This window comes from Bacillus sp. GW823-FHT06B01 (assembly GCF_058952315.1).
Window position 1 is genome coordinate 278658 of sequence record NZ_JBXAHR010000003.1, and the last position, 22830, is coordinate 301487.

The following is a 22830-nucleotide window of genomic DNA, read 5'->3' on the forward strand; positions in this document are numbered from 1 at the left end:
AAATCAATTTTTTGGTGGAATATATTCTCCGGTTGTTACATGAAAACCAGCAGCCTTCATTTTTGTCTGTTCTTTATTCCAACCTATTACTAACATTAAAGGGATGTTCATCTCAGTGTCTTTTTTTAGCATGAAATTATAACCTTTTGCCCAATCTTTACCGGGATGGATATCACCTATTTTTAATGCTTTTTTAAGTAACTGAGGAGAATCGTAGTTAACATCTTCTAATCTTATAAGTTCTTCTCTAGAATAAGGTGAAACACCATCTCGGGTTACATCCTGCGCTTCAACAATTATTCCTTCGTAGATTGTGATTAAAAATATTTTGTTAGTATTTGGCACTCCAAAATCAATGTTCCAGTACTTTCTTTTACCATTGCTCCCAATTGACTTCTCGGGTTTATCTTTGTCTATATTAATTACCTGTAATAATTGAGCTTTTTTATTCCATTTAAGTGCAGAGGGGGATGCCAACTCAATTGCTTGTTTTACTGATAATTGTTGCTGTTCAAAGACTTCTGATGTATCTTTAACTGATTTTGTAGAATGAGCAGAGGTTTTCTCAACGGTTCCAATAGAAAATATTATAAGTAAGAAGGGAAAGATTATTTTTTTCATTTCCGCACACCTTTTTTTAAGGTATATTCTTACCAAACCATATTCATTTATCCTGTTGCTCGCAAATAGCAGGATAAAAATTGCAAAATAAAAAAGCTCGGGCCTAAGCCCAAGCTTTTTTCAATTCATTATTTCTTTTCGTCTTTCTTAGCGTCAGTTTTTTTCTCTTCGAAAAGATCTTTTAAATCTTTATCGTCAACTTTTACGTCAGCTTTTTTGATTTCTTTCATCATAAGATCGTTCATGAATTCGCCGTCTTGTGCTTTCTTCGCAACTAACTCTTTTTTCAGGTCAGCTTTTGATTGCTCGAATGATTTTTCTGGCTCTTTAATGTCTGTAACTTTAATGATGTGGTAACCGAATTGTGTTTTTACAGGTTCGCTTACTTCATCTTTTTTCAGTTTATAAGCAGCATCTTCGAATTCTTTAACCATTTTACCATGTTCGAAGAATCCTAAGTCGCCACCTTTTTCTTTTGAACCAGTATCTTCAGAGTATTGTTTCGCTAACTCTTCGAAAGATTTACCTTGTCCAAGTTCTTCTTTAACCTTTTTAGCAGTCGCTTCATCTTTTACAAGAATGTGGCTTGCCTTAACTTGAGGCTTGTAGTTATCTTTTAATTCTTTATCAGTGATTGTTTTCTCGATAGCTTTTTCTTGCGCTAATTGAGCACGCACACCAGTTTTTAAAGTTTCTTCTTTAATACCTTGTTGTTTTAATAGTGTATCGAATTGATCACCGTATTGTTTTTTCATTTCATCGAACTTTTTGTCTACTTCTTTGTCTTCAACTTTGTAGTTTTTAATAAGTACTTTTTCCATAACCATGTTGTTTAGTACTTGTTTACCAGCTTGTGTCTTCATTTGATTGTAGAACTCGTCTTTTGTAATGTCACCAGCTTTAGATGTAACGATTTTGTCTGATGATGATCCTGTTCCACATGCTGATAATGCGATTACACTTGTTGCGGCTAAGGCAAGCATAGCTTTCTTCATTCGATAAACACTCCTACTATTATGTATTTTTAATTTATCCTACACCAATGAATTTTAGTTCATAAGAGCCCGATTAAGTCTCACTGATACTTTTGCTTTGTATATTGGTAAAGCGCGCTTAACAGGGCTTACCGAGGCTTGAGGATAAAGTTAAGATGCGTGTCATTTATTTCATAGTATAAGCAATATGTACAAAATTTAATATATCATATTTCGACTCGATTTCATATTGATAAAGAAAATTTAACCAGTACGTGTCAGATTTTGAAGGTGTTCCATATTGGGCGCATGCCGCATATACAGAAAAGAGGAGGGGATGGGGATGAATTCTCAACTTATTTTATTACTTGTACTGTTTATTTTATTGGTTATAGTAGGTATAATTTGCTTATAGAGGAAAAAAGTGAGGAAGGGGCTTCCTTCCTCACTTTCCATGAAATATAATTTCTATATAACTAGAAATTAATAAAATTGTTATACATACATTAATAACCCGAAAGACACCGGGTTGGCGGCTCGCAGCTATTTGTTTTCGTTCACACAGTGTATGTGTCATGAAATTCGTGTAAAATATAACAAGAAGTGCGAATGCGACAAAAACAACTGTTATAAGTGTCATGAGGCGAGACCTCCTTTTGGTAAAATACATATACTTTATATATTGTATCATACGATATTTTGTTCGTGTTATAAAATTCAGAAATAGAAGACTTTGTGTTAGAAAGAGAGGGAGAAAATGGACGTTGTTAGAAGATTAGAACAAGCTGAATACTACGTAGACCTACTATTTAAAATGATTGATGAAGAAAAGTGTCCATTTTATTCTTTGATCATAAAGAAAAAAGCTCGTAAAAAAGATATTGAACGTATACTAAATCTTTGTGAAATATTGAACGAGCAATATGTAGTGGAGAAAGCAGAAGGGCTTCTTTTGTTCGATGCGCTGTTAGATCAATTTGAAAAAGCGCTTCCACATCAGCTCGAAGTACACGAAACTGCGGAAGCGCTAGCAAAACAAGGTTTATTTAAGCCGCTTATGAATGAATTCTTAAGCATGATTGCGAAACAATAAATAGATTACTTCTTAACTAACTTCTGATCGGATTCCGTAAAATTCTCCTCAATATTCTCTAATGATTTCTCAAAAATATCGATGAAGTCTTGTCCGTAAATGTTGCGCAAGATAGCGATAAGTTCGATATTTTCTGGGAACTTACCATAGAAATTACGAAGTGCAAGAGCCCCATTAAATACAGAGTTATTTTCAGGATCATACTCCTCCATTAAGCGAAGTAGTAATTCTTCCCCTTTGTCTGTAATCTCAATGTACGTATTTCGTTTATCATCTTCTTTTTTCGAGAATACAAGATAGCCGCGTTCTTCCAGCTTTTTCGAGAAGTTAAACGCCGTTGATACGTGCATAACTCCAAACTTAGCAATCTCAGAAATAGAAGCCCCTTTTAAATGATAAGCGATTGACAAAATATGATGCTCATTAATGTTTAAATCGTAAGGCTTAATCCACTGTTGCCAATCTTTCTCTACACATTTCCATAACGCTTTCGATAATTGAGCAATGCGTTGGCTGAAAATCATCGCTTCTTTTACCGAGTAATCTTTTTCTCCACTTTTCATTTACTCACCCACTTTAACATTCTTTTTCATTACTATCTATTATGCCAGTAAAGTAAAAATTAATAAAGTCTTTTTGTGAGAATTGTGAAAATTTTTCGGAAAAATGACATTCTATACAAATCATGCATAACTATGGAAGCGTTTTATGAGTCGTGAATACATGTGTTGTCCTTACATGTTAAGTGATAACATATATTGTAAATGCATAAAAACACGGCATATCTATGTGATATGCCGTGTTAAGGTCAATTTATATAAAAAATATTTGTTATATGCAAAAAACTAAGCAGGAATTTGTTTACGCTTTTTCCGGAACAGCTTCTTGTAGTTTCTCAATGGATTTTTGAATGTCCAAAATTTCTTGCTCAATATGTCGTTTGTTTTGAGAAATATCTTGCTTCCAGTTAGAAAGCGTGTCTTGCATATCTTCTTTTAATTCTTGAAACACTTCTTTACCTTCCGAAGCAGTTTCAACGATTTGACGTTTTAATAATTTTGTATCAGCTGTAATATCAGCTAAAGTCTTTTTAATATCAGTTCCTTTTTCTTTCAGCTTACCGCGCATAGCTTTACCAGAAGAAGGAGTAGAGAAAAGAACGGCTAATCCAGCAACTGCTCCGCCGCAAATGACACCTGTAATAAAGGATTTAGCTTTTGACATAAAAGGAAACCTCCTTATTTTTTGTTCGTATTCATGATGTGAAAAAATATGCATATCTTTAAGACAAGGGAAAGAAAAGTGTGCAGTGCACAGTCCCCAGCATCTTGAATGGAGAAACAAGCCATGCAATATGTAATCACTTTAGGAAAGTGGCTTGTTATGTATTACTTCTTATTATAGTGTCACTATTCCACACTATTTGCAATTGTACTTGCGATGTTCTGTAAATTTTCCATTGTGTATTCATTTTGATGTGATTTCCAAACAGCACCGAAACCATCGTTTTCACCGTAGCGTGGAATTAAATGAAGGTGGAAGTGGAACACAGTTTGTCCAGCTTTTTCACCGTTATTGTTAAGTAGGTTAAAGCCAACTGGATTAAACTCTGCTTTAATCGCATTTGCGATTTTCGGAACGACAGAAAAAATGTGTGATGCGATTTCTGGCGTTAACGCAAAAATGTCTTGTTTGTGAACTTTTGGAATAACAAGAGTATGTCCTTTTGTTACTTGACTAATATCTAAAAATGCAAGCACATGTTCATCTTCGTATACTTTTGAGCAAGGGATTTGCCCGTCAATAATTTTACAAAAAATACAATTGTCCGCTGTATGGTTCATTGATCTCATCCTTTCAAGTAGCCTTAGCCGTATTTTACCATAATTATATAAGAGAACAAACACGAAAAACAGGAAGCTGACTCAGCTTCCTGTTTTCTGAAGAGGGATTGAAAAAGCATTATCGTAATTTACGTTTCGCAGACACCTCATTTATTTAAGAAATGCACGGTAAATCGGCTAAAGTTTCTGCCGTAGACACCCCATTTTCAAGTGAAATGAATTGCAATCTTTATAAAAGGAAATTGTTTATTTTTTAAAACAGTATATGCTCTTTCGGAGACACCCCGTTTCTAAAATGAAACAAATGATCTGGTTATGTGTAAATTTCTTTGTCCAACATGGACACCCCATTTCATGATGACTTCACTATGTTGTTGTACTCATCAATAGGTGGTTGCTTTTTCAATGTGTTCCTTCTTCACTAATTATGATGTCCGCTTTCGTAAAAATATATGCGAACAAATTTAAATTTTTTTTGAACGCATCGATACTATGTAGTACAGCGTAATTTTTGGTAAGATGAATATAGAACGAATATAAATGAAGAAAGTGGTGTCGTATGAGCGAGTTATTGCGTGTAGAAAATGTTACAGGAGGATATACGAAACGACCTGTACTAAAAGATGTTTCGTTCTCTGTGAATAAAGGTGAACTTGTCGGCTTAATCGGTTTAAATGGAGCGGGTAAAAGTACGACGATTAAACATATTATCGGTTTAATGGAACCGAAAAAAGGAACTGTCACAATTAATGGGAAAACAATTCGTGACGATATGACAGCGTACCGTTCTAGTTTTTCGTTCATCCCAGAAACACCAGTATTATATGATGAGCTAACGTTAGAAGAACATTTGAAGTTAACAGCGATGGCGTACGGTGTCGATGAAAAACAATATGAAGAACGTGTAGGACAACTATTACAAGAATTTCGTATGAAAAATCGTTTAAAATGGTTTCCGTCTCATTTCTCAAAAGGGATGAAACAAAAAGTAATGATTATGAGTGCCTTTTTAGTGGAACCATCTCTTTACATTGTGGACGAACCTTTCGTTGGGCTTGATCCGTTAGCGATTCAATCACTCCTTCAAATGATGGATCAAATGAAAAAGAGCGGTGCAGGTATTTTAATGAGTACACATATTTTAGCGACGGCAGAGCGTTATTGTGATTCGTTTATTATTTTGCATCAAGGCGAAGTAAGAGCGAAGGGAACATTATCTGAACTGCAATCCGATTTTAATATGCCAGGTGCAACGTTAGATGATATTTATATTGCATTAACGAAGGAAGAAGATTATGAATAGCACAGCATTATGGAAAGAACGATTTCGTCACTTTCTAAAAGAAGTTCGTACATATAGTAAATACGTATTTAATGATCATTTGAAATTTATTTTCGTATTTATCATCGGCGCAGGAGCGTATTATTACCAGCAATGGTTACAAACGTTAACACCTTCGTTTCCGGCGGCGCTCGTTATGGCAGTGTTGCTCGGACTCGTATTAACGGCCGGATCTATTCAAACGTTATTAAAAGAAGCAGATCTCGTTTACTTGCTGCCAGTTGAAGAAAAGTTAAAACCGTACTTCACAAAGGCATTTCTCTTTACGTTTATGATTCAGTTATACATAATCGCAATCGTAGCGGCAGCGCTTGCCCCGTTATACTTCCAGCAAATGAAGCAAACAGGAGCGGCTTACATATGGATTGTACTCGCGTTTGTCATTGTAAAAGCATGGAACTTATTCGTAGCATGGGAAAAATCATTTTTAACAGATCAAAATATACAAAGAGCTGATTGGTTCATTCGTTTTATTTTAAACGGTTTATTTGTGTACTTCCTTGTAGAGCGTACTTCCGTTATTTTTGTTGGCGGAATCGTCCTTCTCATGGTGTTATACCTTGTAGTACTGCATCAAATGGTGAAGGGAAAGCCGCTAAACTGGGAGTACTTAATTTCTGAAGAAGGTAAGAAGATGATGCTGTTGTACCGCATCGCGAATATGTTCGTTGATGTACCTGCATTAAAAGAAAGAGTAGCACGTAGAAAATGGCTTGATTTCATTCTTTCGATGATTGGCGAAAAGCGTACATATTTATACTTATATACGAGAACGTTTTTACGATCTGGTAACTATTTCGGCTTATATGTGCGTTTGCTCGCTCTTGGAGGAGTTATTCTTTACTTCATTCCGTTTTTATATGGACGATTTATCGTAAGCCTTATTTTCCTATACTTAATCGGTTATCAGTTATTAACTTTATGGAAACATCACCGCATGAAGATTTGGCTTGATTTGTATCCGGTAGGGGGAGAAGAGAAGAAGAAAGATTTTCTTGTCTTATTAAATGCGATCCTTATTACCGGCAGCGTTGTATTTACAGTTATATTCGCCCTTGCGACGAAAGATTTCATGATGACAGGAATTTTACTAGTCGTAAGCATAGTATTTAGTATCGGTTTCGTTTATCAATACGGGGCGAAACGTATTGAGCGTTTAAATTGAAGGGAATGAACCTATGATTACATACGAAGAGAAGGTTATAAAAGAATTGGAGCAGTGGAAAGCTACATTCATGAAAGATTCTTCTATGATGACACGCTTCTCTAAGAAAGTGCAGACGAAAGTACAACAGCTTATTCCGGCGAAAGTGCAAAAAGTATTAACAGAAACGATTCGGATGATGGTGCAAACGATTAGTGCCGGATCAAACTTTATAAAGCCGAAATTAAAAGAGACGAATTGGTCATTGCAAAGAAGAGACGACGAAGTACGTAAAAAAATGGATGAGTACAAAAAAATAGCAGCGGCAGAAGGAGCAGGGACGGGAGCTGGCGGTATTCTCCTTGGCCTTGCTGACTTTCCGCTCTTACTCGGCATTAAAATTAAATTTTTATTCGATGCAGCAACGTTGTACGGATTTGATACGAGCGATAAAGAAGAGCGCCTTTTTATCCTTCACGTTTTCCAGCTTGCCTTTTCAAGTGACGATCACCGAAAAGAAATATGGAAAGCAATCGAAACGTGGGATACAGAAGAAGAAAATCATATGGACTGGGAAAAGTTCCAAACAGAGTACCGAGACTATATCGATTTAGCAAAAATGCTTCAGCTCGTACCGATAATCGGTGCCCCGGTCGGCGCATATGCGAACTATCAATTACTGCAAAGGCTCGGAGAAGTGACGATGAATTGTTATCGTATGCGAATACTTAATAGAAATTAGAAAGAAAGCATCCTACATGTGTAATGTAGGATGCTTTTTTTAGAAGTTAATGCCGTTATAGCCAACTCCGACTACAATCAATACGATAAAGAGCACAATGAGTACTATATACCCACTACTAACGCTCTTACCGTCTTGTCCAGCTTCACCGCCACCAGTGCCACCACTACCGCCTTTACCGCCAAGTCCCATAGGAAGATCCTCCTTATTGTTATATGTTGCTTTTACTTTATACTTTTCTGTGTTTACCAATAAATCCCTTATGTCACTCTAACTAACTTGCAAATCATTTCGTTTCATTTTATAATTTGCTTACCGACCGGTAAGTAAAAATAAGTGAGGTACAGTATGACAAAGAATTTACAAACATCGCAAAACATTGTAGAGGCATCATTTAAACTCATGGCAGAGCACGGCATTGAGAAAATGAGCCTTTCCATGATCGCGAAAGAGGTAGGTATTTCAAAACCGGCTATTTATTATCATTTTTCTTCTAAAGAAGCGTTAGTTGATTTTTTATTTGAAGAAATTTTTTCTGGGTATCATTTCGTAAGTTATTTCAATAAAGAACAATATACGAAAGAAAACTTTGCAGAAAAATTAATTGCCGATGGTTTACATATGCTCTCTGAGTATGAAGGGCAAGAAGGAATATTACGTGTTATAAATGAATTCATCGTAACTGCGGCGCGAAATGAAAAGTATCAGAAACGCTTATTTGAAATACAAGAAGATTTCTTAAATGGTTTCCACGATTTATTGAAGAAAGGTGTAGAACTTGACGTTGTGTCACAACATGCAACGGAAGAAAATGCTCATACGTTAGCGCTCGTAATCGATAATATGAGTAATTACATGCTGATGGGATTCCAGTTAAAGTATAAAGAAATTTGGATTCAAAATGTGAAAAACGTAATGAAGGAGGAATAAAAATGAAAATGCAAAAAAACTGGTGGCTCGGTTTTCTTGGATTTATTGGGATTTATAAAATACCAGGTATGATTGAAGCTTTTCAAGCAGATGGAAGTTGGATGAAGTTAATTGGCTTCATTTGGCTACTTTGGTTCGGATATTTTATTCCTGAGAAGAAAGAAGATTAAATTTCAATTTTATGTAAAGTTATGTAAAATATAGATTGAGAGTATTCGTATATTAGATTACTAGATTTGGAGTGGTTACATGGATCCATTGAAAAATGAAATTCACCCTGACATGGTCAAGGTGTGGAAAGTTCGTGCTGTAATTGAAGAAGGAATCGGTATTCTCGTCATTTTAGCTTACCTTTTCCTCATGATAAAGTTTGATTGGTGGGCGTGGATTTTGTATGTAATGATTGGGCTGACAGTTGTGTTCGTACCATTTTCTTACTTTTTATTCCCGAAACTACGTCAACGTTATTACAGTTATCAATTAAATGAAGAAGAGCTTGAAATTCAGCACGGTCTTTTCGTCGTAAAGCGCGTATTAGTACCGATGATTCGTGTACAGCACGTGACGATTAAACAAGGGCCGATTATGAGGAAATATGGCTTAGCAGAATTACACATTTCAACAGCTGCAACTTCTCACAGTATCCCAGGCTTAACGATGTATGAAGCAGAAATGTTGAAAACGAAAATCGCAGAATTAGCGAAAGTGAGTGATGAGGATGTATAAGAGACAGCATCCAATCACGATGTTATTAGAATTAAAAATAACAGACTTTATACCACTCATTATTTTCATGTTTAGCTTAAATGGAAAATTCCCGTTTTGGTATTTAATTCCCGCTGCATTCGGCTTACTCACCGTTTTTTCAGCATTTGAAAAATGGTATTACACAACATATTGGGTCGAAAATAACGTATTACATGTGAAGCAAGGGCTCTTTGTGAAGAAGGAGAGCTATTTAAATAAAGAACGTGTTCAAACGATTAATACAAGTTCTAACGTGTTGTATCAAATGCTTGGCTTAAAGAAAATTCAAATCGAAACAGCTGGCGGAGGCGACGATGCAGAAGTAAGCTTAGCTGGTATTACAGTAGAAGAAGCAACAGAGCTTATTGCAATGCTAAATGATCCAACTCCAGAAGTGAAAGCAGAAGAAACATCAGAAGAAGTAGTCGAGAAAGAAATCGTAACAGAGGAAAAGCAAGCGACTGAATATAAATTAACTTGGAAAGAAATTTTGCTAGCGTCTGTTACATCTGGTCAGTTTGGACTATTATTCTCATTAATCTTTTTCGTGTATCACCAAGTAGATGAGTACATTCCGAAATGGATAGAGAATGGCGTCAAGTCGTATGTAATGGAACATGATATATATGGCTGGATTTTCATGATAGCTATTTTGATTGTCCTTTCATGGATTATATCTACAATCGGTTATGCGCTAAAACATGGAGATTTCACAGTGAATCGAAGAAATGATGAAGTCCGCATTTCGCAAGGATTACTTGAGAAAAAAGAACTCGTTCTAAAATTACACCGCATTCAAGGTATTACGATAAAAGAAAGTATTTTACGTCAGCCATTCGGTTATTGTGCTGTACAAGTAGAAGTGATTCAAAGTAAAGGACTGGGTGACGAGAAAGAAAAAGTTACACTGCATCCTATCATTCGAAAAGATCGCGTACAACAGTTACTCGCACATTTACAACTACCATATGAACTGAATACAAACATTATTGCATTACCAAAAGCAGCATTGCGCCGCTATCTCATTGATAGTTTCATCTTTTTCGCTATGCTAGCAATCCCGCTTACTGGAATAAGTATATACTTTGAAAAGTATTACATCATGTGGGCATTCATTCCGCTCGCGATTCTCATCTTTACACTTGGATACGCAACATTTAAAACAAATGGTTACAGTGTAAACGGAGAGCAAATTACGCTTGTATATCGCAGTGTCGGCAAATATACAGGGCTTGTTAGAAGAAGGCACGTCCAATCAATGGAAAAGACACAATCCTATTTCCAGCGCCGTGCGGATTTATGTACGTACAAATTCTCTAACGCATCATCAAATTATAAATTAGAGCATACGAGAGTAGAAGATGCGGAGAGAATGCAGGGTTGGTATAAGAAGGAATTAAGTGAAGATTAACTTGAAAAAGCTTGCCTATTATGAAAGGTAGGCTTTTTTTGTTATAGGAAAATGAGGGGCTTCCTCCATATATATTATTACAGCTACAGCACATATATATCGAAAAAGTAGTATACTTCTATTTCAAGGAAATCTGTGGGATTTTTAATATAAATGGTATACTAATATAGAAAAAGTATTAGGAGGCTATATATGATAAGTCAGTTAAAAAGAGAAGCACTTGATGCATTAAAAGGAAAATGGGGATTAGCGGTAGGGGCAACCTTATTAGTCGGAATCCTTATTGGAGCTGTTGAAATGCTAACCACAGGTATTTTCTCGATATTTTGGGGTTGGGAAGAAGCAAGTGATTCACTTACAGTAAGTATTATTGTAATGCTTGTTATTGGTCCATTAACAATAGGTGCCTATTATCTTGTTTTAAATGCAATTCGTGGGACTGATGCTCGCATTGGTCATATATTTAGATGGTTTAGCGATGGAAGTAAGTTGATGAAGTCGTTTTTAACATATTTACTAATGTATGTATACTTGACTCTATGGACATTACTTCTTATTATTCCAGGTATTATTAAATCATTTTCTTATTCTATGACATATTTTATTTTGAATGATCATCCAGAATATACAGCGAATCAAGCGATTACTGAAAGTCGTCGTATGATGAATGGGCATAAAATGGATTACTTTTTACTATGCTTAAGTTTCTTAGGTTGGTTCATTTTAAGTATTCTTACTGTAGGAATCGGTTTCTTATGGTTAGTACCTTATTTCTACACGACATCAGCTGCATTTTATGAAGAGATTTCAAAAGAATATTATAAAAAAGAAGACACTACTTTCTAATAACCACCTATCCCCCTAAAGAATATAGGGCACAGATAGTTTAGATCTTCTGTTTATGGGGAGCACTTCAGGATAAGGTATAGGTTTTTATATAAAAATTCTGCCCTCTATGTTTTAGCATAGAGGGCTATTTTTTCATGTGAAAATAATGAATAATATATGTGAAACAAAAAAGCGAGGTGAATGAGAGCGAGCAAGTTTTTAATTCTGTATTCATTTTCTATATTAAGTTTCTTTATTTCAGTAACGGCACTTGATTTATATGATAGGATAGGAAAAAATGATGAGGTTCAGTTTAACGGTCCTGACTTTGAAGGCGGGGCGAATGAAGTCTCGTTAAGACAAGCACAGAAAAACTTCATTGCATTTGGTGCTTGTGAGGAATGTTTTGTTAGATCAGTTAGAAAACCGACTAGTGAAGATGTGAAGGATGCTAGTTGGAAGCAAATTTAGTAAATAAAATGTTATTACTCAATTTATCAGGAGTAATAACATTTTTTTATGTAATGATGAAAGAATTAACGCCGTCTGACAAGATAAAACAGTACGGATGACACAGTAATAGGAAGGACAGTATCCAGAAAAGCTTCTAAATAAAAGGATAGAAAATCTCTTTTGTTAAACCACATAAAGAGTAAATGATTGTAAGAAATACCTAACAATATAAATAAAGGGATTCCAATTTTTAATTCGTGACTTCCTTTTATTTTTCTATAACAAAATTCACCTAATAAACAACCGATAAGAACAGGGATGATTCCAATAATTGGAAACATAATAATAGATACCCAAATCGGTCCCCAGGAGTCAGCATAATTTGGAACTAGTGTATACTGTAAAACGTTCACAATGACAGAAAAAACCAGTAAGCATATTAAATAACTAATAGAAAATTTTTTCAATGGAATCATCCTTATAAAATTTCACTTTATTTTTATGAACATATAAACCTCTTTAAATTATAGATTGAATATATAAGGATGATCAATTTGTATGCATTTTGTGTTTATGGATATATTTTCAACGAATATAATTGTATAGATGTATAGTCAATTGTGAGTGTTTGATGTTATCATATTGAATGATATGGAAATTTTTAATAGAAGAAGTAACGAACAATTCAAAGGTAATGAAGCCTTTGTGGTATAAAGAAAATATTTATTATTACTCAGCGATATTAAAAATAAGATACGTATTTATATAAATTTAGTAGAAATGGGGGTTTTAAAAAGGAATGAGTATAAGTATAACAAGGCAGAAAATTTTAGCAGCCGCTTCTCAAATTGTGCAATGTAAAGGGGTTGCTAAGTTAACTTTAGAAGCGGTAGCAAAAGAGGCGGGGATAAGTAAAGGTGGATTGTTGTATCACTATTCAACTAAAGAAGCTTTAATAGAGGGGATGATACTCAAAGGGACGGAGGAGTATCAAGAAGCCATTCACAGTAAAGTAGCGGAGGACTTAGAGAAGAAAGGAAGGTGGGTACGTTCTTTTGTAGAGGAAAGATTAAGTAATGAGAGAAGAGTAGAAGAGCTGGGGAGTAGTATGATGGCAGCATTAATGCTAAAACCTGAATTACTTGAACCGTTACAACAATCATTTCAGCAACTGCAAAATAAAATAGAAAATGATGAGATAGATTCAGTTTGTGCCACAATTATTAGATTAGCGGCAGATGGATTATGGTATTCGGAATATTTAGGGGTTGGAAGACTAAGCCCCGAATTAAGAGAAAAAGTGATTCAAGCTCTTATTTTTAATTCATATAAATAGAATATACGAACTATATAATGTAAAACAATTCACCATTGCTTATTTAATGCACTGGTGAATTGTTTTTTTTATTAGAAAAATAGAACAATTTTATAGAGTATTGAATTATAACCGTCCAGACGGTATAGTAATATTTGGTTTAAGAGGAAAATGAAACAAAAAAAGAATAAAAAATATTTTTAGCACACTATTCGAAAGGATAGGCCGCAAAGCTTAGAGTCTACGGTAATACATATTGGTTACTAAGATCGTCTGGTTGCACATTTTTGATGCAACCGGACGGTCTTTTTTTATTATATAAATATAAAAAATAGGAGGGAATTATGCAAATGAAAAGTACTAAGAGGCATATTTCGATGGTTTCATTAGTTTTTCTAGTATTATTTTCAGTGCTAAATGTGTGGGCTCCAGTTATTCAAGCCGCTGTGATAAAAAATCCAGTGGACGAGATTAATATATCCCGTACTGATGGTACAACGTCTGAACCATATCAAGCCTCAGATGGCATGAAAGTAGAAGTGAAGTGGTCAGCTAAAGAAAAAATAAAAAGTGGAGATCAATTCACAATTGATATGCCAAAAGAATTTAGAAAAGATCTTATGAATATGAGTTTTCCTTTAAAAGATGCTGAAGGAAAAACAGTTGGTACATGTGAGATGAAAAAAGGTCTATTGACGTGTACTATGGGTGATTACGTAGAAGGAAAGAATAACGTTAAAGGTTCTTTATTCGTAGAATTCTACTTTGGGCTAGAAGCATATGATGGTGTCAAAGAAATTCCATTAGAATTTAACGTTGATGGTCAAATCGTTAATAAAGAAGTAAGTGTAAATAATACGACAGAGAGACCGAAGCCACATCCCAATACAGATAATTTATTGAAATGGGGTTCTTATAATCAAGAAGATCCATCCATTGCTGATTGGCTTGTATATGTAAATGCAACTGGAACAGAAATGCAAGATCTTAAATTAACAGACACATTAGGACCTGGACATGAATTAATTACAGATAGCTTAGTATTAGAAGAGGCTGTATTTGAAGATGGCTATGCACCAACAAATATTAAGCCAGCAGATTTATCTAAAATTAAAATCAATGCAACGAAGACTGGATTTACAATTGAATTTCCAGACAGTTCAAAAGGTTATATTTTAAGATATAAAACAAAGATTACTAATCCTGCTGCAAAGCCTCATAAAAATACAGTGAAATTAGAAGGCAAAAATATTAAAACTGAAGAAAAAGTAGGAGAAGTATTCGTAAGTGGTGGGGGAGGAACCGGTTCAGGCGACGATAATCCACCTAGTATTGAAAAAAATATAGTTGATGAGAATGGTAAGCTTGTAGAGAATCAGCAGTTAGCGCAAATGGATCAACCTATTCAATACCAAGTTGGTACACATATACCGAAAAATCCGTCTAATTATACGTCAATGGTAATTAGTGATGATTTAGAGGATGTTTTAGAAGTATTAGAGGCAAAAGTATATGATCAAAATGGCCAAGATATTACTTCTAAAGGAACACTAAAGATAGATAAACAAAAAAGTGAAGTAACATTTACGTTCGGTGAGAGTTTTGACTATAAGTCATATGAAGACCAGGTAATTAACCTTAGTATTAAGGCGAAAATTAAAGCTAATGCAGACTTATCTTCTTACGTAGATAAGAAGATTCCTAATAAGGCAGAATTACATTTTGATGATAAAACATTAACATCGAAAGAAGTAACTGTTACACCGCCTGAAGCTCCAAAAGAAGGTACAGTATCGATTCATAAAATAGATGCTGAGAATCCGAACAAAGGGTTAAAAGGTGCCGAATTTGAAGTTCGAAATAGTGCAAATGAAGTTGTTGCAAAACTGATAACGGACGAAAATGGCTTTTCAGTACCTCAAACTTTAGCTCCTGGGACGTATAAAATTTATGAAACAGTAGCACCAGAAGGATATCAAAAATTAAAAGAACCAGTAGAGGTTACACTTCAAGCTGGAGAAACAAAAACAATTGAAATTAAAAATACTATACAAAAGGGTCAAATTGAATTAAAGAAAATTGATTCGGAAAATGGTGAAAAGCCATTAGCAAATGCAGAGTTTGATATAGTAAAAGATGGTGTAGTAGTTGAGCATATTATTACAGATAAAGATGGTAAGGCAATTTCTAAACCGTTAGCGCCAGGAAAATATATTTTAAAAGAAACGAAAGCGCCTGAAGGATACCAATTAAAAGAAACAGAATTCGAAGTAAATGTAACAGGGGACGGCATATTCCCAATAACAGTAGAAAATGCAATGACAGATAAAGGTAATGTAGAAATTACAAAGGTGGACAAAGAAAACGGTTCAGCATTAGCGGATGTCGAATTTGAAGTCCAAAATGAGAAAGGTGAAGTAGTAAGAAAAGTAACGACGGATAAAGAAGGAAAGGCAACCGTTTCAGATCTTTCAGTAGGAAAGTACAAATTAGTAGAGACGAAAAGCTTACCAGGTTACAAGAAACTAACAGAGCCAGTATCGTTTGAAATTACAAAAGGTATGACGAAAGTCCTATCATTAAAAGTAGAGAATGAACAGTTAGAAAACGGTTCAGTAGAAATTACAAAAGTAGATAAAGACAGCCAGAAAGCATTAAAAGGCGTAGTTTTCGAAGTACGAGATGAAAAAGATAAAGTAGTCAAAGAGGTAACAACAGATAAAGAAGGAAAAGCAACCGTTTCAGATCTTTCAGTAGGAAAGTACAAATTAGTAGAGACGAAAAGCTTACTAGGTTATAAAAAACTAACAGAGCCAGTGTCATTTGAAATTACAAAAGGTATGACGAAAGTCCTATCATTAAAAGTAGAGAATGAACAGTTAGATAAAGGTTCAGTAGAAATCACAAAAGTAGATAAAGACAGCCAGAAAGCATTAAAAGGCGTAGTCTTCGAAGTACGAGATGAAAAAGATAAAGTAGTAAAAGAAGTAACAACAGATAAAGATGGAAAAGCAACAATTGATGATTTATCAGTAGGAAAGTATAAATTAGTAGAAAAAGAAAGTTTACCAGGTTATAAGAAATTAATAGAGCCGGTATCGTTTGAAATTACAAAAGGCATGACCGAAGTCTTATCATTAAAAATAGAAAATGAAATGGTAGATACGGGAAATATAGAGATAACAAAGATAGATAAAGATAATAAAGCACCGTTAGCGGGAGTAACATTCATCGTACAAGATGAAAAGGGTAATGAAGTTACAAAAGTAACGACAGATAAAGAAGGAAAAGCAAGTGTTTCAGATTTACCTGTAGGAAAGTATGAATTAGTAGAGGTAGAAAGTTTACCTGGTTATAAAAAGTTAGAAAAACCAGTATCATTTGAAATTAAAAAAGGCATGACCGAAGTTCTATCATTAAAAGTAGAAAATGAAATGGTAGATACGGGGAATGTAGAAATCACAAAAATAGATAAAGACAGTAAAGCACCATTAGAAAATGTTGTATTTGAAGTACGTGATTCAAAAGGAAAAGTAGTTGCGAAAGTAACAACGGATAAAGAAGGAAAAGCAAACGTTTCAGATTTATCTATTGGGAAGTATGAGTTGGTGGAGGTAGAAACACCAGCAGGATACAAACCACTTGAAAAACCAATTTTATTCGAAATTGAAAAGGGTAGAGTAACAGCGTTAAAGCTAACAGTCGAAAATGAATTAGTGGATACAGGAAATGTAGAAATTACAAAAGTAGACAAAGAAAATAAAGATGCTTTAGCTGATGCAGTATTTGAGATTCAAGATGCAGCAGGACAAGTAGTCGCTAAAATAACGACAGATAAAAAAGGACAAGTACAAGTTACTAATTTATCAGTTGGAACATACAAGTTAGTAGAAGTAAAAGCACCAAAAGGATATAAGCAATTAGTAGATCCGATTGTTTTCCAAATTGAAAAAGGCATGACAAAATCTCTTGCTTTAACAGTCGAAAATGAAATGTTAGACAAGGGTAATGTAGAAGTTACAAAAGTAGATAAAGATAGTCAAAAAGCATTAGAAGGCGTAGTTTTCGAAGTACAAGATGAAAACGGCAAAGTAGTAACGGAAGTAAAAACAGATAAAAATGGTAAAGCAAAAATCTCAGACTTATCTGTAGGAAAGTACAAATTAGTAGAAAAAGAAAGCTTACCAGGCTACAAACAATTAACAGAGCCAGTATCATTCGAAATCAAAAAAGGTATGACGAAAGTTTTATCATTGAAAGTAGAGAACGAACTGTTAGATAAAGGTTCAGCAGAAATTACAAAAGTGGACAAAGAAAGTGGCGCGTTATTAGAAGGCGTAACATTTGAAGTGCAAGATGAAAAAGGCAAAGTAGTAACAAAAGTAACGACAGATAAAGAAGGAAAAGCAAAAATTGCTGATTTATCAGTAGGAAAATATAAGCTAGTAGAGGTAGAAAGCTTACCAGGATATAAAAAACTAGCGAAGCCAGTATCATTTGAAATCAAAAAAGGTATGACAGAAGTTTTATCACTAAAAGTAGAGAATGAACTAGTAGATAAAGGTTCAGTAGAAATTACAAAAGTAGATAAAGATAGTCAAAAAGTATTAGAAGGCGTAGTCTTTGAAATCCAAGATGAAGCAGGCAAAGTAGTAACAAAAGTAACAACAGATAAAGAAGGAAAAGCGGAAATTTCAGATCTATCTGTAGGGAATTACAAACTAGTAGAAGCAGAAAATTTACCAGGCTACAAAAAGCTAACAGAGCCAGTATCATTCGAAATCAAAAAAGGTATGACAGAAGTTTTATCACTAAAGGTAGAGAATGAACAGTTAGATAAAGGTTCAGTAGAAATTAAAAAAGTAGATAAAGACAGTCAAAAAGTATTAGAAGGCGTAGTCTTTGAAGTACAAGATGAAAAAGGTAAAGTAGTAACGAAAGTAACAACAGATAAAGAAGGAAAAGCAAACATTTCAGATCTATCTGTAGGAAGTTACAAATTAGTAGAGGTAGAAAGTTTACCAGGTTATAAAAAGCTAGAAAAACCAGTATCATTCGAAATCAAAAAAGGTATGACGAAAGTTTTATCATTGAAAGTAGAGAACGAACTGTTGGATAAAGGTTCAGTAGAGATTACAAAAGTGGACAAAGAAAGTGGCGCGTTATTAGAAGGCGTAACATTTGAAGTGCAAGATGAAAAAGGCAAAGTAGTAACAAAAGTAACGACAGATAAAGAAGGAAAAGCAAAAATTGCTGATTTATCAGTAGGAAAATATAAGCTAGTAGAGGTAGAAAGCTTACCAGGATATAAAAAACTAGCGAAGCCAGTATCATTCGAAATCAAAAAAGGTATGACAGAAGTTTTATCACTAAAAGTAGAGAATGAACTAGTAGATAAAGGTTCAGTAGAAATTACAAAAGTAGATAAAGATAGTCAAAAAGTATTAGAAGGCGTAGTCTTTGAAATCCAAGATGAAGCAGGCAAAGTAGTAACAAAAGTAACAACAGATAAAGAAGGAAAAGCGAAAATTTCAGATCTATCTGTAGGGAATTACAAACTAGTAGAAGCAGAAAATTTACCAGGCTACAAAAAGCTAACAGAGCCAGTATCATTCGAAATCAAAAAAGGTATGACAGAAGTTTTATCACTAAAAGTAGAGAATGAACAGTTAGATAAAGGTTCAGTAGAAATTACAAAAGTAGATAAAGACAGTCAGAAAGCATTAGAAGGCGTAGTTTTCGAAGTACAAGATGAAAAAGGCAAAGTAGTAACGGAAGTAAAAACAGATAAAAATGGTAAAGCAACAGTTGCAGACTTATCTGTAGGAAAGTACAAATTAGTAGAGAAAGAAAGCTTACCAGGTTACAAACAATTAACAGAGCCAGTATCGTTTGAAATTAAAAAAGGAATGACCGAAGTTCTATCATTAAAAATAGAAAATGAAATGGTAGATACGGGAAATGTAGAAATTACAAAAATAGATAAAGATAATAAGGCACCGTTAGCAGGTGTAGTCTTTGAAGTTCAAGACGACAAAGGCAAAGTAGTAACGAAAGTAACGACAGATAAAGCTGGAAAAGCAACAGTTGCAGATTTATCAGTAGGAAAGTACAAGCTAGTAGAAGTAGAGAGTTTACCAGGCTACAAAAAATTAGAAAAGCCTGTACCATTTGAAATTAAAAAAGGTATGACAAAATCTTTAGCGTTCACTGTAGAAAATGAAATGGTAGATACGGGGAATGTAGAAATCACAAAAATAGATAAAGACAGTAAAGCACCATTAGAAAATGTTGTATTTGAAGTACGTGACTCAAAAGGAAAAGTAGTTGCGAAAGTAACAACGGATAAAGAAGGAAAAGCAAACGTTTCAGATTTATCTATTGGAAAGTATGAGTTAGTAGAAGTAGAAACACCAGCAGGATACAAACCACTAGAAAAGCCAATTTCATTCGAAATTGAAAAAGGTAGAGTTACAGCATTACAATTGACTGTAGAAAATGAATTAGTGGATGTAGGAAATGTAGAAATTACAAAAGTAGACAAAGAAACGAAAGATGCTTTAGCTGATGCAGTATTTGAGATTCAAGATGCAGCAGGACAAGTAGTCGCTAAAATAAAGACAGATAAAAAAGGACACGCACAAGTTACTAATTTATCAGTTGGAACATACAAGCTAGTAGAAGTAAAAGCACCAAAAGGATATAAGCAATTAGTAGATCCGATTACTTTCCAAATTGAAAAAGGCATGACAAAATCTCTTGCTTTAACAGTCGAAAATGAAATGTTAGACAAGGGAAATGTAGAAGTAACAAAAGTAGATAAAGATAGTCAAAAAGCATTAGCAGGTGTAGTCTTCGAAGTACAAGACGAACAAGGCAAAGTAGTAACAAAAGTAACAACAGATAAAGAAGGAAAAGCGAAAGTTTCAGATCTATCAGTAGGAAAATACAAATTAGTAGAAACGGAGAGTTTACCAGGTTACAAAAAACTAACAGAACCAGTATCATTCGAAATCAAAAAAGGTATGACAGAAGTTTTATTATTAAAAGTAGAGAATGAACAGTTAGACAAAGGTTCAGTAGAAATTACAAAAATGGCTGCTGAAAGTAAGCATGTATTATCAGGGGCAGTGTTTGAAGTTCATGACGAAAAAGGAAAAGTAGTAACGAAAGTAACAACAGATAAAGAAGGAAAAGCGAAAGTCTCAGACTTATCTGTAGGTCACTACACACTTGTAGAAGTAGAAGCACCAAAGGGTTATGAAAAATTAACTAATCCAATTCCATTTGAAATTACAAAAGGAATGATAAGTCCAGTTCAATTACAAGTATTAAACAAATTGACTTCTTTAGCACCACCAGGCCAAGAGAAACCAGAAACAACGGATCCAGAGAAACCAGAAACAACGGATCCAGAAAAACCAGAAACAACGGATCCAGAGAAACCGGGAACAACGAATCCAGAGAAACCGGGAACAACGAATCCAGAAAAACCAGAAACAACGGATCCAGAGAAACCAGAAACAATGAATCCAGAGAAGCCTGAAAAAGAATTACCGAAAACAGGACAGAAAATGCCTGTGGAACCATATATGGGAGCACTTCTTATCATGATGAGTTTTGGATTGCTCGTATTAGGTAGAAAACAGCAGAGATAATAAAAATGAAAAGGTATCCTCAAAGTATTGGAGGATACCTTTTTTATTTGGCATAAAAAACATTTAGCAAAAGAACACGATGCAAATAGAAACAAAAAGGAAGAAAAAATTCGTCCTATTTTCTTAATATTGTTATATCAAAAAAACTATATATATTTAATGTGAAAATAAAAGGTTAAAGGCCTTCGTAATGTTTGTTTGAGTACTTTAAGAAAGAGGGCTTTTTCCTAAAGTATTCAAAGGATGATAGTCCAATAGCAGGTGGGAGATGAAACTCGTTTTAGCACTGTATTAACACCTTGAAATATAGATAGGGGAAAATAATGTAAAAAAAACTATTGTATATTTAAAAACCTTATGTTACATTTGTGTTACAGAAAAGTTACAAACGGTAACTTATGTTACGGTTTGTTTTCTTTTGTTTTTCTTTATGTTACGAAAATATGTAAAGCTAAAAAAATAGCAACCTAAAAATAGTTTTTCTATGTGTATAAGAGTGTGTGTAGTAAAGAGCCTGGTGAGAGCTTTACGCACATTATTAAAATTCCTTTCTGTCTTTAAAAGAAGAAGAAAACCAACTACCAACTATTTGGGAGTTTTAAGTAATGATAGTAAATGAAATGTACTTCCTTTCCCACACACAAAGTACATCTTTATTTTCAGTCTAATTACTACACAGACTTTTATACATATGCTGTTATCGTTTTAGGGATATATAGGAGGAGAAAAAATGAAAAAGTTATTAATGGTAATTGGACTTACGTTTTTAATGTTAGCTGGGTGTAGTAATGGAAATTTTGACAAAGCAATGGATGAAGGGAAGACCGCGTTAACGAATAAAGAATATAAAAATGCATTATCATCATTTGAAAAAGCGCTAGATGAGAAAAAAGACGATTCAGATGCAAAGATGCTTGTAGAACAAACGAAAGTAATGATTGAAGCAGTGAAGTTAAAAGAAGAAACAAAGATAGAAGAATCAATCAAGTCATTTGAAAAAGTAGAGAACATGAAGAATGGAAATGCTACGCTTGTAAAACAGGCAAAGGAAGAACGCACAGCATTACTAGCCATCTTAGAGCAAAACAAGAAGTATAGTGAGCAACTGACGAAAAGTGAAGAGTTAATAAGTAAGAAAAATTATGCAGAAGCGAAAGAGATCTTAAATAAGCTAGTTGCAGAAACAAAAGATAACAAAAACCTTGAAGAATATAATAAAAAAGCGGTAGGGTTAGTTACTAAAATGAATGAAGAAGAAAAAACTGCACAGAATGAAGCTGCGAAGGCACAAAAAACAAATGTAGTAACGAATCAAAAGGTAGCAACAGAAAAGACTCAAAAAACTGAGGCAGAAAAAAATCAGAAGGTAGTAACAGAAAAGAACGGCAAAACTGAGGTAGAAAAAAATCAAAAGGCAGTAACAGAAAAGAACGGCAAAACTGAGGCAGAAAAGAATCAAAAAGTAGAGACAGGAAAGACTCAAGATGCATTTACTTTTGAGAAAGCGAAAGCATATATTAAAAATGAATATAAAGAAGACTATGATTACACGCTAGAAAATACGCAAGTAGAGAATGGAAAGAAATATTATCAAATAAGAGTGCGTACGACATATAAAATAGAAGGTGCAGGTGGACCAGGATTTACTGGTGTATTTAAAGTATTCGAAGATGGTACAATCGTTGAAATGCACTAAATTGATGGAAAAGGTATCCTCAAAGTATATGA

General features: G+C 34.2%; 22 protein-coding genes and 1 riboswitch. Of the genes, 14 read left to right on the forward strand and 8 right to left on the reverse strand.

What is annotated here, in order from left to right; genetic code table 11:
* Positions 1-3: 3 nt before the first annotated feature.
* Together AC1Q8N_RS14635 and prsA are read right to left on the reverse strand one after the other, a co-directional pair.
* Positions 4-621 carry a hypothetical protein gene (locus AC1Q8N_RS14635; protein ID WP_098132263.1) on the reverse strand — a complete coding sequence of 206 codons (618 nt, stop codon included), beginning with the start codon at positions 619-621 and terminating at the stop codon, positions 4-6.
* Between the two features lie 128 nt (positions 622-749).
* Positions 750-1616 carry a peptidylprolyl isomerase PrsA gene (gene prsA, locus AC1Q8N_RS14640; RefSeq protein WP_098079716.1) on the reverse strand — a complete coding sequence of 289 codons (867 nt, stop codon included), beginning with the start codon at positions 1614-1616 and terminating at the stop codon, positions 750-752.
* 280 nt (positions 1617-1896) lie between these two features.
* Here prsA and AC1Q8N_RS14645 point away from each other — a divergent pair, with 280 nt between their 5' ends.
* Complete coding sequence (locus AC1Q8N_RS14645) at positions 1897-2010, forward strand: hypothetical protein (RefSeq protein ID WP_002007073.1); 114 nt, start codon at positions 1897-1899, stop codon at positions 2008-2010.
* Positions 2011-2040: 30 nt separating this feature from the next.
* On the opposite strand, the gene AC1Q8N_RS14650 is transcribed toward AC1Q8N_RS14645, so the two are convergent.
* On the reverse strand, positions 2041-2235 hold the full coding sequence (locus tag AC1Q8N_RS14650) for a hypothetical protein (protein ID WP_000172690.1): 195 nt from the start codon (positions 2233-2235) through the stop codon (positions 2041-2043).
* Between the two features lie 117 nt (positions 2236-2352).
* Here AC1Q8N_RS14650 and AC1Q8N_RS14655 point away from each other — a divergent pair, with 117 nt between their 5' ends.
* Positions 2353-2688 (forward strand): DUF1878 family protein, encoded by a 336-nt coding sequence (locus tag AC1Q8N_RS14655; protein ID WP_000383652.1) that lies wholly within the window; start codon positions 2353-2355, stop codon positions 2686-2688.
* Positions 2689-2693: 5 nt separating this feature from the next.
* Here the strand turns inward: AC1Q8N_RS14655 and AC1Q8N_RS14660 are convergent, their stop codons facing one another.
* From AC1Q8N_RS14660 to AC1Q8N_RS14670, 3 genes are all read right to left on the reverse strand, one after another.
* Complete coding sequence (locus AC1Q8N_RS14660; RefSeq protein WP_000834920.1) at positions 2694-3251, reverse strand: HTH-type transcriptional regulator Hpr; 558 nt, start codon at positions 3249-3251, stop codon at positions 2694-2696.
* Between the two features lie 298 nt (positions 3252-3549).
* Entirely contained in the window at positions 3550-3912 is a 363-nt protein-coding gene (locus AC1Q8N_RS14665; RefSeq protein ID WP_000030297.1) for a YtxH domain-containing protein, read from the reverse strand.
* 185 nt (positions 3913-4097) lie between these two features.
* Complete coding sequence (locus AC1Q8N_RS14670) at positions 4098-4532, reverse strand: HIT family protein (protein WP_001016839.1); 435 nt, start codon at positions 4530-4532, stop codon at positions 4098-4100.
* Positions 4533-5091: 559 nt separating this feature from the next.
* On the opposite strand from AC1Q8N_RS14670, the gene ecsA reads away from it, so the two are divergent.
* Genes ecsA through ecsC form a run of 3 tightly spaced genes read left to right on the forward strand, consistent with a single transcriptional unit; the run spans position 5092 to position 7760 of the window.
* Positions 5092-5835 (forward strand): ABC transporter ATP-binding protein EcsA, encoded by a 744-nt coding sequence (gene ecsA / locus AC1Q8N_RS14675; protein ID WP_071711167.1) that lies wholly within the window; start codon positions 5092-5094, stop codon positions 5833-5835.
* Positions 5828-7039 (forward strand): ABC transporter permease EcsB, encoded by a 1212-nt coding sequence (gene ecsB, locus AC1Q8N_RS14680; protein WP_098079714.1) that lies wholly within the window; start codon positions 5828-5830, stop codon positions 7037-7039. Before ecsA ends, ecsB begins: the two co-directional genes overlap by 8 nt.
* 13 nt (positions 7040-7052) lie before the next feature.
* A complete protein-coding gene (gene ecsC, locus AC1Q8N_RS14685; protein ID WP_000634124.1) occupies positions 7053-7760 on the forward strand; it encodes an ecs operon protein EcsC in 708 nt (235 codons plus the stop codon).
* 39 nt (positions 7761-7799) lie between these two features.
* On the opposite strand, the gene AC1Q8N_RS14690 is transcribed toward ecsC, so the two are convergent.
* A complete protein-coding gene (locus AC1Q8N_RS14690) occupies positions 7800-7952 on the reverse strand; it encodes a sporulation protein YjcZ (protein WP_075310498.1) in 153 nt (50 codons plus the stop codon).
* 156 nt (positions 7953-8108) lie between these two features.
* Between AC1Q8N_RS14690 and AC1Q8N_RS14695 the strand changes: the two genes are divergently transcribed.
* From AC1Q8N_RS14695 to AC1Q8N_RS14720, 6 genes are all read left to right on the forward strand, one after another.
* Positions 8109-8690, forward strand: coding sequence for a TetR/AcrR family transcriptional regulator (locus AC1Q8N_RS14695; protein WP_000164863.1), 582 nt, complete (start codon positions 8109-8111; stop codon positions 8688-8690).
* A 2-nt stretch (positions 8691-8692) separates the two neighbouring features.
* A complete protein-coding gene (locus AC1Q8N_RS14700; RefSeq protein WP_000783808.1) occupies positions 8693-8860 on the forward strand; it encodes a hypothetical protein in 168 nt (55 codons plus the stop codon).
* Between the two features lie 79 nt (positions 8861-8939).
* Positions 8940-9416, forward strand: coding sequence for a PH domain-containing protein (locus AC1Q8N_RS14705; protein WP_098079708.1), 477 nt, complete (start codon positions 8940-8942; stop codon positions 9414-9416).
* Entirely contained in the window at positions 9409-10848 is a 1440-nt protein-coding gene (locus AC1Q8N_RS14710) for a PH domain-containing protein (protein WP_098079706.1), read from the forward strand. The genes AC1Q8N_RS14705 and AC1Q8N_RS14710 overlap by 8 nt, the downstream gene beginning before the upstream one ends.
* Positions 10849-11040: 192 nt before the next feature.
* A complete protein-coding gene (locus tag AC1Q8N_RS14715) occupies positions 11041-11694 on the forward strand; it encodes a DUF975 family protein (RefSeq protein ID WP_048545365.1) in 654 nt (217 codons plus the stop codon).
* Between the two features lie 183 nt (positions 11695-11877).
* On the forward strand, positions 11878-12147 hold the full coding sequence (locus AC1Q8N_RS14720; protein ID WP_098079704.1) for a CPCC family cysteine-rich protein: 270 nt from the start codon (positions 11878-11880) through the stop codon (positions 12145-12147).
* A 65-nt stretch (positions 12148-12212) separates the two neighbouring features.
* Here AC1Q8N_RS14720 and AC1Q8N_RS14725 read toward each other — a convergent pair whose 3' ends face one another.
* On the reverse strand, positions 12213-12596 hold the full coding sequence (locus AC1Q8N_RS14725; protein WP_431096983.1) for a hypothetical protein: 384 nt from the start codon (positions 12594-12596) through the stop codon (positions 12213-12215).
* Positions 12597-12928: 332 nt separating this feature from the next.
* On the opposite strand from AC1Q8N_RS14725, the gene AC1Q8N_RS14730 reads away from it, so the two are divergent.
* The 3 genes from AC1Q8N_RS14730 to AC1Q8N_RS14740 all read left to right on the forward strand — a co-directional run bounded on the left by AC1Q8N_RS14730 (position 12929) and on the right by AC1Q8N_RS14740 (position 22798).
* Positions 12929-13465: a TetR/AcrR family transcriptional regulator gene (locus tag AC1Q8N_RS14730; protein WP_098079700.1), complete on the forward strand. Its 537-nt coding sequence runs from the start codon at positions 12929-12931 to the stop codon at positions 13463-13465.
* Positions 13466-13636: 171 nt separating this feature from the next.
* A riboswitch (cyclic di-GMP riboswitch) is annotated at positions 13637-13729 on the forward strand.
* A gap of 59 nt (positions 13730-13788) precedes the next feature.
* Positions 13789-21102 carry a SpaA isopeptide-forming pilin-related protein gene (locus AC1Q8N_RS14735; RefSeq protein ID WP_493521252.1) on the forward strand — a complete coding sequence of 2438 codons (7314 nt, stop codon included), beginning with the start codon at positions 13789-13791 and terminating at the stop codon, positions 21100-21102.
* 730 nt (positions 21103-21832) lie between these two features.
* The gene (locus tag AC1Q8N_RS14740) at positions 21833-22798 is read left to right on the forward strand and encodes a hypothetical protein (protein ID WP_098643112.1); all 966 of its coding nucleotides are present in this window, start codon (positions 21833-21835) and stop codon (positions 22796-22798) included.
* The last annotated feature ends 32 nt before the right edge of the window (positions 22799-22830 follow it).

Excerpts from the sequence above, each read along its gene's own strand:
- AC1Q8N_RS14635 (WP_098132263.1), bottom strand. The coding sequence starts at position 621 with ATGAAAAAAATAATCTTTCCCTTCTTACTTATAATATTTTCTATTGGA.
- prsA (WP_098079716.1), bottom strand. The coding sequence starts at position 1,616 with ATGAAGAAAGCTATGCTTGCCTTAGCCGCAACAAGTGTAATCGCATTA.
- AC1Q8N_RS14650 (WP_000172690.1), bottom strand. The coding sequence starts at position 2,235 with ATGACACTTATAACAGTTGTTTTTGTCGCATTCGCACTTCTTGTTATA.
- AC1Q8N_RS14655 (WP_000383652.1), top strand. The coding sequence starts at position 2,353 with ATGGACGTTGTTAGAAGATTAGAACAAGCTGAATACTACGTAGACCTA.
- AC1Q8N_RS14660 (WP_000834920.1), bottom strand. The coding sequence starts at position 3,251 with ATGAAAAGTGGAGAAAAAGATTACTCGGTAAAAGAAGCGATGATTTTC.
- AC1Q8N_RS14665 (WP_000030297.1), bottom strand. The coding sequence starts at position 3,912 with ATGTCAAAAGCTAAATCCTTTATTACAGGTGTCATTTGCGGCGGAGCA.
- AC1Q8N_RS14670 (WP_001016839.1), bottom strand. The coding sequence starts at position 4,532 with ATGAACCATACAGCGGACAATTGTATTTTTTGTAAAATTATTGACGGG.
- ecsA (WP_071711167.1), top strand. The coding sequence starts at position 5,092 with ATGAGCGAGTTATTGCGTGTAGAAAATGTTACAGGAGGATATACGAAA.
- ecsB (WP_098079714.1), top strand. The coding sequence starts at position 5,828 with ATGAATAGCACAGCATTATGGAAAGAACGATTTCGTCACTTTCTAAAA.
- ecsC (WP_000634124.1), top strand. The coding sequence starts at position 7,053 with ATGATTACATACGAAGAGAAGGTTATAAAAGAATTGGAGCAGTGGAAA.
- AC1Q8N_RS14690 (WP_075310498.1), bottom strand. The coding sequence starts at position 7,952 with ATGGGACTTGGCGGTAAAGGCGGTAGTGGTGGCACTGGTGGCGGTGAA.
- AC1Q8N_RS14695 (WP_000164863.1), top strand. The coding sequence starts at position 8,109 with ATGACAAAGAATTTACAAACATCGCAAAACATTGTAGAGGCATCATTT.
- AC1Q8N_RS14700 (WP_000783808.1), top strand. The coding sequence starts at position 8,693 with ATGAAAATGCAAAAAAACTGGTGGCTCGGTTTTCTTGGATTTATTGGG.
- AC1Q8N_RS14705 (WP_098079708.1), top strand. The coding sequence starts at position 8,940 with ATGGATCCATTGAAAAATGAAATTCACCCTGACATGGTCAAGGTGTGG.
- AC1Q8N_RS14710 (WP_098079706.1), top strand. The coding sequence starts at position 9,409 with ATGTATAAGAGACAGCATCCAATCACGATGTTATTAGAATTAAAAATA.
- AC1Q8N_RS14715 (WP_048545365.1), top strand. The coding sequence starts at position 11,041 with ATGATAAGTCAGTTAAAAAGAGAAGCACTTGATGCATTAAAAGGAAAA.
- AC1Q8N_RS14720 (WP_098079704.1), top strand. The coding sequence starts at position 11,878 with ATGAGAGCGAGCAAGTTTTTAATTCTGTATTCATTTTCTATATTAAGT.
- AC1Q8N_RS14730 (WP_098079700.1), top strand. The coding sequence starts at position 12,929 with ATGAGTATAAGTATAACAAGGCAGAAAATTTTAGCAGCCGCTTCTCAA.
- AC1Q8N_RS14735 (WP_493521252.1), top strand. The coding sequence starts at position 13,789 with ATGCAAATGAAAAGTACTAAGAGGCATATTTCGATGGTTTCATTAGTT.
- AC1Q8N_RS14740 (WP_098643112.1), top strand. The coding sequence starts at position 21,833 with ATGAAAAAGTTATTAATGGTAATTGGACTTACGTTTTTAATGTTAGCT.